The following is a 13,914-nucleotide window of genomic DNA, read 5'->3' on the forward strand; positions in this document are numbered from 1 at the left end:
CTGCATGAAAAGTATCCGGCAATTCAAAATTAGAGAGATTATTTCCAACAGTGAAATTGAAACGCAGGAAGAACTGGTGGAAGCTTTGCGCGCCGACGGCATGCAAGTGACACAAGCAACCGTTTCACGCGACATTAAGGAGCTTATGCTTGTCAAAGTGCCTGTAAGCGAGGGCCGATACAAATACTCCATGCCTTTGGAGCAGCATCGCCACAATCCGGTTCACAAATTTAGAAGAGCGATGCAGGATCATTTTACGCATATTGACTATACAGAAAATTTGGTTGTTCTGAAATGTATCCCCGGTACGGCTAACGCCATAGGTGGATTGATCGACAACATGGAGTGGTCCGAAGTGCTTGGCACCATTTGCGGTGACGATACGATCCTTATTATTTGCCGAACGAAGGATCAAAGCGCCGAAATGGTGGAACGACTTTTATCATTTTTAAATTAAGGAGGCAACCGGACATGCTGCGCGAGCTATCTATCCGAAATTTAGCGGTCATTGAAGAAATTAATGTTACCTTCCATCAAGGATTTCACGTTTTGACTGGCGAGACTGGCGCCGGAAAGTCAATATTAATTGACGCGCTTAGCCTTGTTGTTGGAGGACGAGGCTCCGCAGACATGGTCCGTTACGGATGCGATAAAGCGGAAATGGAAGCCATGTTCGATTTGCCGGGGCATCACCCCGTCTGGAAGCAGTTAGAGCGACTAGGCGTACAGCACAGCTCAGACGAAATGCTTGTCGTCAGACGAGAGCTATCTTCGCAAGGGAAGAGCAGCAGCCGGATCAACGGCCAGTTAGTGACGATGACCATGCTTAGAGAGGTTGGAGAATGTCTCGTTAACATTCATGGACAGCATGAGCATCAATCGCTGCTGCGAGTTGAACAGCATTTGGAGTGGCTGGACATGTTCGGCGGCGATTTATTGTTGGAGCGCAAAGCGCAATACAGAAGTGCCTATGGCAGCCTGCAGAAAGTGCGAAGCTCCCTGCGCGAGATTGAAGACTCTGCCCGTCACAATGTTCAAATGCTTGATCTATATCGCTTTCAAATTGAAGAAATTACGGCAGCCGAGCTAAAAGCAGATGAAGACGAGCAATTGATGGAGCAGAGGAAAAAGCTGCTGTATGCCGGCAAACGGATGGACGCCGTATCGGAGGCTTATTCGTTAATGTATGGAGGCAAAGGACTTGATGCTTTCAGCAAGGCGCTCGTTAAGCTTTCTGACATTCAGAGCTACGATTCTGGCGTACTTGGGCCATTGATTGAGCAGCTTCAATCGGCTTATTATCAAGCGGAGGATGCTGTGTTTCAATTAAGGGATTATAGGGATGGCATTGATAACAATCCGGAAGAGCTTGCTTTTGTGGAAGACCGATTGGATATTATTAACGGTTTAAAACGCAAATATGGAGAAACCATACCAGATATATTGTTATATTTGGAGAAGACAACAGCAGAACGCGACAAGATTGAAAATCGCGACGAGCTTATTGAACAACTCCGCCAGCAAGAGGAGCAGTTGTACCGTCATGCAGCGGAATTGGCTTATGAATTGTCACAGCTGCGCCAGCATGCTGCCGAACGTTTATCCATTACGATTGAAAGCGAGCTTCGCCATCTGCAAATGCCGTCCGCCAAGTTTTATGTACAATTGGATCGGCGCGGAGACGGTGAGCAGGGTATCGCCCGCAGCTTGTTGAATGGCAATGGCATGGATGATGCGATATTTATGCTTTCATCCAATCCTGGGGAACCGCCAAAGCCACTCAACAAAATTGCTTCCGGCGGTGAAATGTCCAGAATTATGCTGGCATTAAAAAGCATTTTCGCGGAAATTGATCAGATCCCGACTTTGATTTTCGATGAGGTAGATACAGGGGTCAGCGGTAGAGCGGCTCAAGCTATAGCGGAGAAGCTCTCAAAGCTGGCGGCCAAATGTCAGGTGTTCTCCATTACGCATTTGCCGCAAGTAGCCTGTATGTCAGATCATCATTACGAAATTAGAAAACAAGTCGTTGGTGAACGGACTTCAACAATGGTTTCTGAGCTTATTACAGAGGCTAAAATCGATGAACTCGCGCGGATGCTTGGCGGTGTGGAAGTAACGGAAAAAACAAGGCATCATGCACAAGAAATGCTTGATTTGGCTCATGGAGTGAAGGGAGCGTAATGAAGGTTTTCAGGGAATGTTTTTGTGGACATAAAACATGGGGTGAAGGGTAACTTAAAGGTACGCCAATGGCGATAAACCTTTTTCGTCATGCGATGGAATGACAGGGAGCGTGAATTCATTGAACTCCAATCAACGGAAACGCTGGTTTGGGCTGCTTCTCGTTTTCTTCGTATGCATGATCGGTTTCTCCACCCCGTTTCAACAATTCGCCGCATTCCCGAATGAACTTCGTTTATTCTCAGGCCAAATGAAACGTTTGTCATATGGAGTGCCCGTTCATGCGGAAGTTACGGTCGATCCCCAAATGCTTCAAGTTAACGGTTCGTCAAGAGGCTCATTGTCCGTTAAGTTGAATGAGCCGCTTTCACTGCAGCCTAACCAAAGCGGCCAAACCGACATGAAAGTGAAATTATTTGGTAAAATTCCATTCAAGACAGTTAAGGTGAATGTAGTACCCGATTTACGCGTCATTCCTGGCGGACAAACGATCGGCGTCAAAGTGAAATCGGCAGGTATTCTCGTTGTAGGCCATCATCAAGTGATGGATCGGGACGGAGCCAAACAGTCCCCTGGTGAGACTGCCGGACTCAAAATGGGCGATTTGATCATGAGCATCAACGGCAGCCCTGTCAATGAAGTGCATAGGGTCGGCAAGTTATGTGAGCAATTCGGCATCGATAAGCAACCTCTTTCCATTACTTATAAGCGCGGAGGCCAGCTCAATCAAACAAAGCTAAGTCCTGTTTATGATGCTGATGACAACGCTTGGAGATTGGGACTATACATTCGCGATTCTGCGGCGGGTGTTGGGACATTAACTTTTTATGCCCCAGATCAAGGAGTGTACGGCGCATTAGGCCATGTCATTACAGACATGGATACGCAAACGCCAATTGAGGTTGGAGATGGACAGATTTTGCAGTCCAGTGTGACGTCCATTAATAAGAGCCAAACGGGGGAGCCTGGAGAGAAACGCGCTCACTTCGTTAAAGAAGGCAAAATATTAGGCAATATCGAACGCAACACTCCATTTGGCATCTTCGGCAAAATGAACGAAGCTCCAATGCATAGCTTTAGCTCAAAGGCGTTGCCGGTATCATTTGCAGAGGATGTAAAAGAAGGACCAGCTCAAATACTAACTGTTGTGAATGGACAGAAAGTGGAGCGCTTCAACATTGAAATCGTTCACGTTTCGAAGCAAACCGGACCAGCAACAAAAGGGATGGTCATCAAAATTACCGACAAACGTCTAATCAACAAAACGGGCGGCATTGTACAAGGAATGTCGGGGAGTCCGATTATTCAAGACGGTAAGCTGGTAGGCGCGGTAACACACGTATTCGTTAACGATCCTTCATCAGGCTATGGCTGTTTTATTGAATGGATGCTTCAAGATGCAGGAGTGCTTTTGAAATCCTCCAATAAGAAAAATGAAGCAGCTTAAGTCGGGTGAAGAGACAATTATAAAAGGGTAAAACGTCTTCTGCGAAGGAGTTTTAGCGCAGAGGACGTTTTTCTGTCTTTTTGTTTGGTTTCTTCACATGAAATTGCCGGAGAAAATTTGCGAAGCGATATGAACTTTGTTTAAAACTGCTGAAATCGAAATAAAAGATGATTTGATTTTTATCGTTGCTTATAGAGGAAACAGATGGATTCGACATGATTATTTGTCGAAGGCAGTTGAAAAAATTCGGTTTATGAAACAAATTATTTATTATATCGAACTCTCTTAAAAAAATAAAGAAAAAAGATTTTCGACAGAAGGAATTCCATTACGGATGTCGAAAATTTAAGTTAGACAGCGAATGAACGATGGCATAAATATCATTTAAGGGAGGATAAGACTTTGCATAAGATCGAAGTATTGTTAGCAGATGACAACCGAGAATTTACTAATTTGTTATCGGAATACATATCCGAACAGAGTGATATGCATGTAAGCGGCGTGGCGTATAATGGGGAGGAAGTAATCCGGCACCTGGAGCAATCGAGGAATGTGCCTGATGTACTTATTCTAGACATTATTATGCCTCATCTCGATGGACTTGGCGTGTTGGAGCGGTTGAAGGAAATGAACCTTTCTCCAATGCCTAAAATCATCATGCTTACTGCGTTCGGTCAGGAGAATATAACGCAAAAGGCGGTCCAGCTTGGCGCCTCTTATTACATATTGAAGCCGTTCGATATGGATATTCTCGCAAATCGTATTCGTCAACTTGTCGGTAACACTGCGTTTTCTACATCTGCCAGCTTTAGCGCTGGTACAACAACGATCAAATCAAATGTGGTGCCACTTGCCAAAGGTAAAAACCTGGATGCCAACATTACAAGCATTATCCATGAAATTGGCGTTCCTGCGCATATTAAAGGATATCAATATTTGCGCGAAGCCATTACGATGGTGTACAACAATATTGAAATTTTGGGAGCCATTACGAAAACGCTTTATCCGGCAATTGCCGAAAAATTCAAAACGACGCCATCCCGCGTCGAACGTGCTATCCGCCATGCGATCGAAGTGGCTTGGACGCGCGGCAACATCGACAGCATCAGCCACCTGTTTGGCTATACTATCAATATCAGCAAATCTAAACCAACCAATAGCGAATTCATCGCGATGGTTGCGGACAAGCTGCGGATTGAGCATAAGGTGAGCTAATTCCTTACGCGTTGAACCTGGCAATGCTAAAAGCTAGACTAGCTATAAATATCGGAAGTGTTCCGTTATGAGCCAGTAAATATCGAATGAATAAGTTAACTTAAGCCACTCCTTCATTGGGTTCCAATAACCTAATGAAGGAGTGGTTTTTCTTATGAACGGCTTTAATTATTAAAATACATTGGCGATTGCTTACCCTATAAATTAGCGTGCAGAATAATAATATTTTGGGGTTGAAAAAGGAAATTTAACACATTAAAATCTAGATACCAATGTACGAACTCCATTTGATTCAAGTATACAGGGGGATTTAATCCATGAAAAGAATAGTAATTTCGCTCACCGTGGCCTTATTCGTATTGTTTGCTGCGGTTGGCGCTGTATCTGCGCAAGAGCAACAAAATCAGGTAAGTATCACGGACGTAGAAAAGTTGATTGAGCAAAAAATGAATGAGGAGAAGCCGCTTACGCATGAAGAGCTTACTGAAGCGCTCCTCGATATGAAAGATGAGAAGATCGCTGATTTGGATGGTAATGTATCTAAAACAATTGACTTGTTTGCTTTATTCGTAGGGATTACAGCTTTTGTGTTAGCAGCAGTAACGGGGTTTATTGGCTGGTTGATTAAACGGTCTATCGATGACAAATTAGCTAAGATCGACGAAAAGGAAACAAATATCAATCAAAAACATTCCGATATTCAATCGAAAGTTGGAACCATCGAAGAGTATTATAAAGAAGTGAAAAAATTCAGGGATGACCTTGAGAAATTTAATAATAGGCTTGATAGCATCTCGGAAGCGACTGAAAAATCGAATAAGAATTTGAAAGGGTTGCGTGAATACGTTTCAACTATTGAAAGTGTGACCGACAGTACAGCTTTAATGTTCAAATTTCTCGACGAAAGTGCTGCAACTGAAGGTATCGTAGAAGAAACTAGAGAAGTGCTGCAACTACCTCAAAAAAACTTGAGGTTTGTCCTGCAGAAATTAGAACCGAAATTGAAAATGGAAGGGCGACTTAATAAAGTTGAAGATGTAACAGAACAACTAGAATACCTTGCTAATGGGTTATCAGAATACAACAATAACTTATGGAACAAATTTAAATCATTCAAAGGGATTCAAAAGTTACACTCCGATACAGATGAGTCCATGATGAAGTTTAATGAAGAGGTAGAGGATTGCTACGAAAATTGGAAGGATTACCTGAAGGATATCGAGGCAATAAAAGAACATTGGGAAGCCCATCGGAGGATGAATCCTGTAAGGCCTCCTGCAGATCCTCCTGCAAATTGTTAAAATCAGACGTATCTAAGGATGACCAGCAGTATTCTCTTCGATGCCCCGCTTCTTAAGATGAACAAAGGAGCGGGGGTTCCTTTACATAGGAGGAGCCTTAGAAAAAAAGAAAATTATTATGTAAAGGATGAATTGTGGTTTTTAACTGGTGATACAAGGTTATTTCAAGGAGTCTGCACATCAAGACAATGATTAAACTTTGAAATGAAAGTAACCAAAGTTTTTGAGGAAATAAATGATTCATTGATAAAAATTACCAATCAATTTGGTGTTAACACTATACTACATACAAACTACCAAAAGTACCGAATATTACTCCTATGTGTGAAGCGATAGGAGCTTTTTCTGTGCACTCAAAAATAAATCAAAAAAATGCTAAAACTTTTGTAGAAAAAAGGAAACCTAAAGCTTGAAGGTAACGTATATTAAGGAGAAAATTGACTTTGAAATAAAATTATATTAAATTGTAGAAAGGATTTGTTACATAAAATAGGAATATAAAATCAATCTTATACTATCAAAATAACAATTTAAAACCAGCTTCTGTAAAGCGGAATTATCGTAATACATAATAAATAAAGCGCTTTCATAGATTTAAGCTGGAAAACAGCTGCTTCATTAGTCCAATCAATACCTTTAGTTTACTAATGATTCAGTATTCCGTATTTAGTATACGGGCTTTGCCCTGTACTCATAAATTATTTTTCATACCCAGGGAGGAAACAAAAATGTTCGGAGTTAACCCATTTGGAAATCAAAAAGCAGCACGTACTGGAGATCAAATCGATGCGCAAATTACAGCGGCACGCGGATTGTTGAATCAAGCGATGATGGCTGCAAACAATTTTGACAGCATTGAAGTTCAAATGCAGCAAATTTCTCAAATGCTTCAGCAATCTCAAGATCCAGGTCTTGCAATGGTGGCTATGCAGTTCAACATGCTGCAAGCTCAAATCGACAACACTCAAAAACAAATTCAAGTTTCTCTTCAACAATTGAATCCTATTCTTCAAGAAGTAGACAACTTGACTAATAAAATTCAAAACTAGTATTATATTTGATTCGAAATAGATAATGGGATGAACATCTATTAATCTATCCAAATAAAGCTGACGACAGAGCAATCTGTTGTCGGCTTTTTTATTGTCTTTTTAGTTCACTAACAGAATTTCAATTAAAAGTTCTTTAATACTCAAACCTGCGCTGTAAATAAACGTTGCTGCCATATTTGTGAATAAGGGAAGAAGCTTCCATTTTAACGAAATGGCGTATATCGCTCAGCTTTTGGTTTCTCGGTTTAATCGTTTCTTTTTTCTTTCCATCCACCCAAACATCAAATACTATGGTCACGAATGACACCTCCGAATTAGCTTTTGTTGTGGCTTATGGTGTCATTTTAAGGGAAGAACATTTTCGTGAAATAAATGGAAAACGTGCAATATGTAAAGAATGGACGAGAACGTCAACGCCATGTAAAATAAAGAAGCGCCATCGACGCTAGGCTTGTGGCTTAGGCGGTCGAGGGCGCTTCTCTTTGAATCTTGGAGCGACATAATTGCGTTTGCGATCCCGGTAAAAGGTCCAGCCGCCGATAAATCCGGCACCTGCTAAAAACATAACTAATCCGAGCAAAAATTTCAGCCATTCGAAATCGGGGGTTACGGCGTCGTTTCCGAATTCGGAGAAATAAAGGAACAAGGAATCTTTCATTTTTAGAAATCCGAAACAAGCGACAATGCCGGGCACTACTAGTAAAATAATGGCGATAAAACGGCTGACGATCAATCTCATGGTCAAAATTCTCCTTAGGCTTAAGCGTTACGCTTCAATTGGATCACGTCTATCATACCTTTTTCGGTGTTAGGTGTCCATTTCATAAGTTAGCGGGAGATGGTGAAATGAGCGGCAAAAAGGTTTACAATGGAACAAGGGCTTCTTCCTCTCGGTCGAAAGCCCATTTAAGCATGATTATAACGGACAAGCATATATTGAATTAACTGATGTGGAGGCGAAACTATGGCGATAACAGTAGATGTGGCTGTTCTTGGCGGTGGTCCGGGCGGGTATACGGCGGCGATCCGTGCCGCGCAAGCAGGCAAAAAAGTGGCAATCATTGAGATGGACAAGCTTGGTGGAACTTGTTTACATAAAGGATGTATTCCGAGCAAATCGTTGCTCCGCAGTGCGGAAGTATACCGTACGCTGCTTCATTCCGCTTCTTATGGAGTCGATGTGGCGGATGGCGCTATTGGGTTGAATTATGGCAAAGTGCAGCAGAGGAAAGGCGAAACAGTAGAACAGCTGTATCGGGGCCTTCAAGGATTAATGAAGAAGAACGGAATCGAGTGGATTCACGGAAGGGGCCGGGTTATAGGGCCGTCTATCTTTTCGCCCAAAAGCGGTTCGCTCGCTGTCGAACTGGAAAATGGAGAAATGGAGTCTGTCGTTTCTACCAATTTAATTATCGCTACCGGGTCGAGGCCGCGCATTTTGCCAGGACTTGAGCGGGATGGCGTGCGTGTGTTAACGAGTGACGATGCGCTTGACATGAATGAATTGCCCCAGTCGATGCTTATTGTAGGCGGAGGGGTTATTGGCGTGGAGTGGGCGTCTTTGCTTCAAGATTTTGGAGTGAGCGTAACGTTGGTCGAAGCGGGGGCAAGACTCCTTCCAGGTGAAGATACGGAAGTGTCCGCAGGACTGACGAAACAGCTGCGTGGACGAGGCGTCAGAGTATTGACGAGCGTTCAATTGAATATTGAAAGTTTTGCTTCTGACGAACAAGGGATCAGCATCAAAGCGACCACTCAAGATGGAGATGTGGTGTTGACTTCAGAAAAGCTGCTGCTTTCTGTTGGCAGGGTGGCCAATACGGAAGGAATAGGCCTTGAAAATACCGATATTCGCACATCCAACGGTTTTATTGAGGTGAATGAATACGGACAAACAACGGAGCCGCATATTTATGCGATTGGCGATGTGGTTGGAGGTGCTCAGCTTGCGCACGCGGCGTCGCATGAAGGACTTATTGCCGTCGACCATTTTTGCGGCTTAAAGCCGGTGCTCATTCCTCATCATATGATTCCACGTTGCATTTATTCCAGCCCGGAAATTGCCTCTTACGGCTTGACTGAAGACGGCGCTCGGACGAAGGGCCATGAAATCAAAATCGGCAAAATTCCGTTTCAGGCGATTGGCAAAGCGATTGTGCTGGGAGAGACGGAAGGTTTCGTGAAAGTGATCGCGGACCGCAAAAACAACGACATTCTTGGCGTTCATATCATCGGCCCTCATGCGACGGATTTGATTTCGGAGGCTTCTCTCGCCGGATGGCTGAACGCTGCGCCTTGGGAAGTGGGAGCAATGATTCATCCGCATCCAACGTTATCGGAAGCGCTTGGCGAAGCGATGCTTGCTGTTGACGGAAAATCGATTTCGTTTTGATCCTCCTCCGGATTTCTTTTTGTCCGCAAAGCGGTTATAATAAGTGAGACAAGGTCTTAGTACCAGGTTTTAATAGCTGGAAACAAGGAGGAACCTTTTATGAGCGGAATATCTTCTGCAAGTAAAAAGATTCGGCATTTAGAGTTAGGGCTTAGCGACGAGCAAGCTATTGATATGTACACAATGATGGTTAAAGCAAGAAAGTTTGACGAAAGAATGCTGCTGCTGCAGCGCGCTGGCAAAATCAACTTTCACGTATCGGGCATTGGCCAAGAGGTAGCTCAAGTGGCGGCCGCGTTTGCGCTAGATCGGGATCAAGATTATTTCTTGCCTTATTACCGCGATTACGGTTTTGTGCTTTCGGTTGGCATGACGCTGCGCGATTTGTTGCTGTCCGTCTTTGCGAAGGCGGAAGATCCGAATAGCGGCGGGCGTCAAATGCCAGGCCATTTCGGTCACAAAAAACTGAGAATCGTGACGGGCTCAAGTCCGGTTACTACTCAAGTTCCTCATGCCGTTGGCATCGCTTTAGCAGCGAAAATGAAGAAAAAGCCTTTTGTCAGCTTCGTTACGTTTGGTGAAGGTTCCAGCAATCAAGGGGATTTCCATGAAGGAGCAAATTTTGCGGGCGTTCACAAGCTGCCTGTTATTCTAATGTGCGAAAATAACCAATATGCGATATCAGTTCCCATACACAAACAGCTTGCAGGCAAAGTTGCCGACCGCGCACTTGGATATGGCTTTCCGGGCATTCAGGTTGACGGCAACGATGCGCTTGAAATGTACCGTGTCGTGAAGGAAGCAAGGGAGCGGGCTGTAGCAGGGGAAGGACCTACGCTGATCGAAGCGATGATGTATCGGTTGTCCCCGCATTCTACGTCCGACAACGACCTTGCTTACCGCACCAAAGAAGAAGTTGACGAGAACCGGGCCAAAGACGGCATTCCTAAGTTTAAGCAATACTTGGTGGAATGCGGTATTTGGAATGATGAGAAGGAAGCGCAACTGGAGGCGGACATTCGCAAAGAGCTGGACGATGCGACGGCTTATGGCGATAAAGCGCCGTTCCCGACACCGGAATCGACTTTGCTTCATGTTTACGGCAATGACGATACGCAAGGAGGTTTGCGCTAATGGCGGTAATGGATTATATAGACGCGATCCGGCTAGCGATGAAGGAAGAGATGGAGCGCGACGAGGATGTTTTTGTACTTGGCGAGGACGTCGGTGTCAAAGGCGGCGTTTTTACAACGACCAAAGGGCTTCATGAGCAATTTGGCGAAATGCGCGCCATGGATACTCCGCTTGCGGAATCTGCCATTGCAGGCGTGGCGATAGGTGCTGCTATGTATGGAATGAAGCCGATTGCCGAAATGCAATATTCCGATTTTATGTTCCCGGCGACAAACCAAATTATTAGCGAGGCAGCTAAAATTAGGTACCGCTCCAACAATGACTGGACTTGTCCGGTCGTTATTCGCGCGCCAATCGGCGGCGGCGTATTTGGCGGCTTGTACCATTCCCAATGTCCGGAATCGGTCTTTTTCGGAACTCCGGGGCTTAAAATTGTAGCTCCGTACCGTCCATATGACGCCAAAGGGCTGCTCAAAGCGGCGATTCGCGACGAAGATCCGGTTATTTATTTTGAAAATAAAAAATGCTACAAGCTTGTAAGCGGAGAAGTGCCTGAAGACGACTACATCGTGCCAATCGGCAAAGCGAATGTGCTTCGTGAAGGCGACGATATTACAGTTATCGGCTACAGCATGCCGCTTCGTTTTGTTGAGCAGGCAGCGGCCGAGCTGGAGCAAGAGGGCATTAGCGCTCATATATTGGATCTTCGCACGCTGCAGCCTCTAGACAAAGAAGCGATTTTGGAAGCTGTCCGCAAAACGGGCAAAGTTCTGATTATTCATGAAGATAATAAAACGGGCGGCGTAGGAGCGGAAGTGTCCGCAATTATTGCGGAGGAACTGCTGTATGAGCTGGATGCTCCAATTATGAGGCTATGCGGACCGGATGTGCCGGCTATGCCGATTAATCCGCCGGGGGAAAAGTTTTTCCTGCTGAACAAGGATAAAGTGAAGGAAGCCATGAAAAACTTGGCGTTATATTAAACGATTCGCTTTACTAACATAGGATTGGACAGTTGGGAGTTGATTGATATGAAAACATTGACGGAAATTACCGTGCCTCAGCTTGCGGAGTCGCTAGTATCCGCTACGATCGACAAATGGCTGAAGCAGCCGGGGGATTGGGTTGAACTATATGAACCTATCTGCGAAATTCTTACCGACAAGGTAAACGCAGAGCTGCCGTCTACTGTATCAGGAAAGCTTGTTAAAATATTGGTCGGCAGCGGCGAAAACGTTCCGGTCGGAACGCCCGTGTGTCTCATTGAGACCGACGAGCCGGCTGGCGGAGCAGTTTCTGAAAGCGGAGGGGCTTCAGTTTCTTCGCCACCTGCCGAGCCTGCTGCTTTGGCAGCGGCGACTTCCGTCGTCGATGCCGATGCGCCGATGCGCAACCGCTTTTCTCCGGCCGTGCAGCAACTGGCTGCCGAGCATGGTATCCGTTTAACGGATGTACCCGGCACTGGGCTTGGGGGCCGAATTACTCGTAAAGATGTTTTGGCTTTTGTCGCTTCGGGTGCGCATAAGCAAGGCTCCGCTGCGGCTCTGCCGGCATCGCCTTCGCTGGATCAGAAAGCACAAGTTCGCTCATCCGGCATTCATTTATCCGAAACGCCGCGTATTCCTAATATTGTGCTTGAAAGTTCGGCAAATCCTAGCCGCGGCGAAACGTTTATCGATGTCACGCCGATCCGCAACACGATTGCGCGCAATATGAGGCAAAGCGTCAGCGAAATTCCGCATGCCTGGACGATGATTGAGGTCGATGTGACCAACCTTGTCGTGCTTCGGAACAAGCTGAAAGATGAGTTTATGAAACGTGAAGGGATCAATTTGACGTATTTGGCGTTTTTGCTTAAGGCTGTTGTCAATGCGATCAAAGATTACCCGATTATGAACTCTACATGGGCAGTCGATAAAATTATTGTGAAGCGAGACATTAACATTTCACTTGCGGTAGGTACAGAAGATTCCGTACTTACACCTGTCATTAAAAATGCCGATCACAAAAATGTCGCCGGGCTTGCCAAAGAAATCGACGAGTTGGCGCGCAAGACGCGGGAAGGCAAACTGACGCTGTCCGATATGCAAGGCGGAACGTTTACCGTCAACAATACGGGTTCCTTCGGTTCCATCTTGTCTTATCCGATTGTCAATTATCCTCAAGCCGCTATTTTAACGTTTGAATCGATCGTGAAAAGACCGGTTGTCATCAACGATATGATCGCGGTCAGATCGATGGCGAATCTGTGTTTGTCGCTTGATCATCGCATATTGGATGGAGTTATTTGCGGAAGATTCCTTCAGCGGGTCAAAGACAATTTGGAAAGCTTTACGCTGGAGAGCAAACTGTACTAGTGAAGGGGTAACCATCATGAAGGAAACTGAACAGAATGCTGGTTCCAAGCTGCTTGCCGCCGAATATATCGGAGAAATCCCTTATGCGGAGGCATGGGATATGCAGCGCGCATATGTCAAAGAAATCGACCGGGAGGAGCGTCCAGAGACGCTGCTCCTTCTTCAGCATCCTCCCACCTATACACTGGGGTCGGACCGCCATCCCGAACATTTGCTTCTGGATGAGGAAGAACTGAAAGAAAAGGGCATCTCTGTATTTGAAATCGATCGCGGCGGGGATATTACCTATCACGGGCCGGGCCAATTGGTTGGTTATCCGCTTCTATACCTCGATGCGGTGGGGCTCAATCTCCACGCCTATTTGCGAAGCCTGGAGCAAGCAATTATCGACTGGCTGGGTCAATTCGGTATAGAAGCGGGCAGAAAGCCTGAATATACTGGGGTTTGGGTAGGAGACGAAAAAATTGCGGCCATCGGCGTCAAGTTCAACAAGGCCCGTCAGCGCAGAGGGTTTATTACAAGCCATGGATTCGCGCTGAATATCAAGTCGGGAATCTCTTCCGAAGGATTTGCGGGTATTGTCCCTTGTGGAATTCAGCAATATGGCGTAACTTCCTTTAACGATTTGACGGGGATGAGCTTGTCCGTCGAGGAGGCAGCGGAGAGCTTGCTCCCTTATTTCGTTAAGCAATTTGGGTTCAAGCTGGATTAGCTTAGGAAGAGCGAGCCCACGCCGGCTAACACCGTTGTAATCAATACGGCTGCCGCAACGACGATAGCAATGATGCGAATCGCTTTTTGCTGTTGCATAATGGAATCTCTCCTTTCTGGA

The 13,914-nt window shown here is 45.3% G+C and carries 14 protein-coding genes; 11 read left to right on the top strand and 3 right to left on the bottom strand.

Annotation, left to right across the window (positions count from 1 at the left end; translation table 11 throughout):
- Positions 1-4: 4 nt before the first annotated feature.
- From ahrC to ACFQZE_RS02305, 6 genes are all read left to right on the top strand, one after another.
- Positions 5-457 carry a transcriptional regulator AhrC/ArgR gene (gene ahrC, locus ACFQZE_RS02280; RefSeq protein ID WP_379353229.1) on the top strand — a complete coding sequence of 151 codons (453 nt, stop codon included), beginning with the start codon at positions 5-7 and terminating at the stop codon, positions 455-457.
- Between the two features lie 14 nt (positions 458-471).
- Positions 472-2,184, top strand: coding sequence for a DNA repair protein RecN (recN, locus tag ACFQZE_RS02285; RefSeq protein WP_379353232.1), 1,713 nt, complete (start codon positions 472-474; stop codon positions 2,182-2,184).
- Positions 2,185-2,305: 121 nt separating this feature from the next.
- Positions 2,306-3,631 carry a SpoIVB peptidase gene (gene spoIVB, locus ACFQZE_RS02290; protein WP_379353234.1) on the top strand — a complete coding sequence of 442 codons (1,326 nt, stop codon included), beginning with the start codon at positions 2,306-2,308 and terminating at the stop codon, positions 3,629-3,631.
- Positions 3,632-4,033: 402 nt separating this feature from the next.
- Positions 4,034-4,846 carry a sporulation transcription factor Spo0A gene (gene spo0A, locus ACFQZE_RS02295; protein ID WP_379353236.1) on the top strand — a complete coding sequence of 271 codons (813 nt, stop codon included), beginning with the start codon at positions 4,034-4,036 and terminating at the stop codon, positions 4,844-4,846.
- A 317-nt stretch (positions 4,847-5,163) separates the two neighbouring features.
- Positions 5,164-6,147, top strand: coding sequence for a hypothetical protein (locus ACFQZE_RS02300; RefSeq protein ID WP_379353238.1), 984 nt, complete (start codon positions 5,164-5,166; stop codon positions 6,145-6,147).
- A 728-nt stretch (positions 6,148-6,875) separates the two neighbouring features.
- Positions 6,876-7,196, top strand: a complete 321-nt coding sequence (locus ACFQZE_RS02305; protein ID WP_379353240.1) for a hypothetical protein — start codon at positions 6,876-6,878, stop codon at positions 7,194-7,196.
- A 136-nt stretch (positions 7,197-7,332) separates the two neighbouring features.
- Here ACFQZE_RS02305 and ACFQZE_RS02310 read toward each other — a convergent pair whose 3' ends face one another.
- On the bottom strand, positions 7,333-7,497 hold the full coding sequence (locus ACFQZE_RS02310; RefSeq protein WP_379353242.1) for a hypothetical protein: 165 nt from the start codon (positions 7,495-7,497) through the stop codon (positions 7,333-7,335).
- Positions 7,498-7,644: 147 nt separating this feature from the next.
- Complete coding sequence (locus tag ACFQZE_RS02315; RefSeq protein WP_379353244.1) at positions 7,645-7,938, bottom strand: DUF2627 domain-containing protein; 294 nt, start codon at positions 7,936-7,938, stop codon at positions 7,645-7,647.
- A gap of 225 nt (positions 7,939-8,163) precedes the next feature.
- On the opposite strand from ACFQZE_RS02315, the gene lpdA reads away from it, so the two are divergent.
- The 5 genes from lpdA (at position 8,164) to lipB (ending at position 13,794) form a co-directional block, all read left to right on the top strand.
- Positions 8,164-9,591, top strand: coding sequence for a dihydrolipoyl dehydrogenase (lpdA, locus tag ACFQZE_RS02320; protein WP_379353246.1), 1,428 nt, complete (start codon positions 8,164-8,166; stop codon positions 9,589-9,591).
- A 99-nt stretch (positions 9,592-9,690) separates the two neighbouring features.
- Entirely contained in the window at positions 9,691-10,725 is a 1,035-nt protein-coding gene (locus tag ACFQZE_RS02325) for a thiamine pyrophosphate-dependent dehydrogenase E1 component subunit alpha (protein ID WP_379353248.1), read from the top strand.
- Positions 10,725-11,708, top strand: a complete 984-nt coding sequence (locus ACFQZE_RS02330; RefSeq protein ID WP_379353251.1) for an alpha-ketoacid dehydrogenase subunit beta — start codon at positions 10,725-10,727, stop codon at positions 11,706-11,708. The genes ACFQZE_RS02325 and ACFQZE_RS02330 overlap by 1 nt, the downstream gene beginning before the upstream one ends.
- Before the next feature lie 48 nt (positions 11,709-11,756).
- A complete protein-coding gene (locus ACFQZE_RS02335; protein WP_379353253.1) occupies positions 11,757-13,082 on the top strand; it encodes a dihydrolipoamide acetyltransferase family protein in 1,326 nt (441 codons plus the stop codon).
- 16 nt (positions 13,083-13,098) lie between these two features.
- Positions 13,099-13,794 carry a lipoyl(octanoyl) transferase LipB gene (gene lipB, locus ACFQZE_RS02340; protein WP_379353255.1) on the top strand — a complete coding sequence of 232 codons (696 nt, stop codon included), beginning with the start codon at positions 13,099-13,101 and terminating at the stop codon, positions 13,792-13,794.
- Here the strand turns inward: lipB and prli42 are convergent.
- Positions 13,791-13,892, bottom strand: a complete 102-nt coding sequence (gene prli42, locus ACFQZE_RS02345) for a stressosome-associated protein Prli42 (RefSeq protein ID WP_379353257.1) — start codon at positions 13,890-13,892, stop codon at positions 13,791-13,793. The genes lipB and prli42 overlap by 4 nt on opposite strands.
- Between the last annotated feature and the right edge of the window lie 22 nt (positions 13,893-13,914).

This window comes from Paenibacillus sp. GCM10027627 (assembly GCF_042675505.1).
GTDB lineage: Bacteria > Bacillota > Bacilli > Paenibacillales > Paenibacillaceae > Pristimantibacillus.

Excerpts from the sequence above, each read along its gene's own strand:
- lipB (WP_379353255.1), top strand. The coding sequence starts at position 13,099 with ATGAAGGAAACTGAACAGAATGCTGGTTCCAAGCTGCTTGCCGCCGAA.
- prli42 (WP_379353257.1), bottom strand. The coding sequence starts at position 13,892 with ATGCAACAGCAAAAAGCGATTCGCATCATTGCTATCGTCGTTGCGGCA.
- lpdA (WP_379353246.1), top strand. The coding sequence starts at position 8,164 with ATGGCGATAACAGTAGATGTGGCTGTTCTTGGCGGTGGTCCGGGCGGG.
- ACFQZE_RS02305 (WP_379353240.1), top strand. The coding sequence starts at position 6,876 with ATGTTCGGAGTTAACCCATTTGGAAATCAAAAAGCAGCACGTACTGGA.
- ACFQZE_RS02335 (WP_379353253.1), top strand. The coding sequence starts at position 11,757 with ATGAAAACATTGACGGAAATTACCGTGCCTCAGCTTGCGGAGTCGCTA.
- ahrC (WP_379353229.1), top strand. The coding sequence starts at position 5 with ATGAAAAGTATCCGGCAATTCAAAATTAGAGAGATTATTTCCAACAGT.
- ACFQZE_RS02330 (WP_379353251.1), top strand. The coding sequence starts at position 10,725 with ATGGCGGTAATGGATTATATAGACGCGATCCGGCTAGCGATGAAGGAA.
- ACFQZE_RS02325 (WP_379353248.1), top strand. The coding sequence starts at position 9,691 with ATGAGCGGAATATCTTCTGCAAGTAAAAAGATTCGGCATTTAGAGTTA.
- recN (WP_379353232.1), top strand. The coding sequence starts at position 472 with ATGCTGCGCGAGCTATCTATCCGAAATTTAGCGGTCATTGAAGAAATT.
- ACFQZE_RS02300 (WP_379353238.1), top strand. The coding sequence starts at position 5,164 with ATGAAAAGAATAGTAATTTCGCTCACCGTGGCCTTATTCGTATTGTTT.
- ACFQZE_RS02315 (WP_379353244.1), bottom strand. The coding sequence starts at position 7,938 with ATGAGATTGATCGTCAGCCGTTTTATCGCCATTATTTTACTAGTAGTG.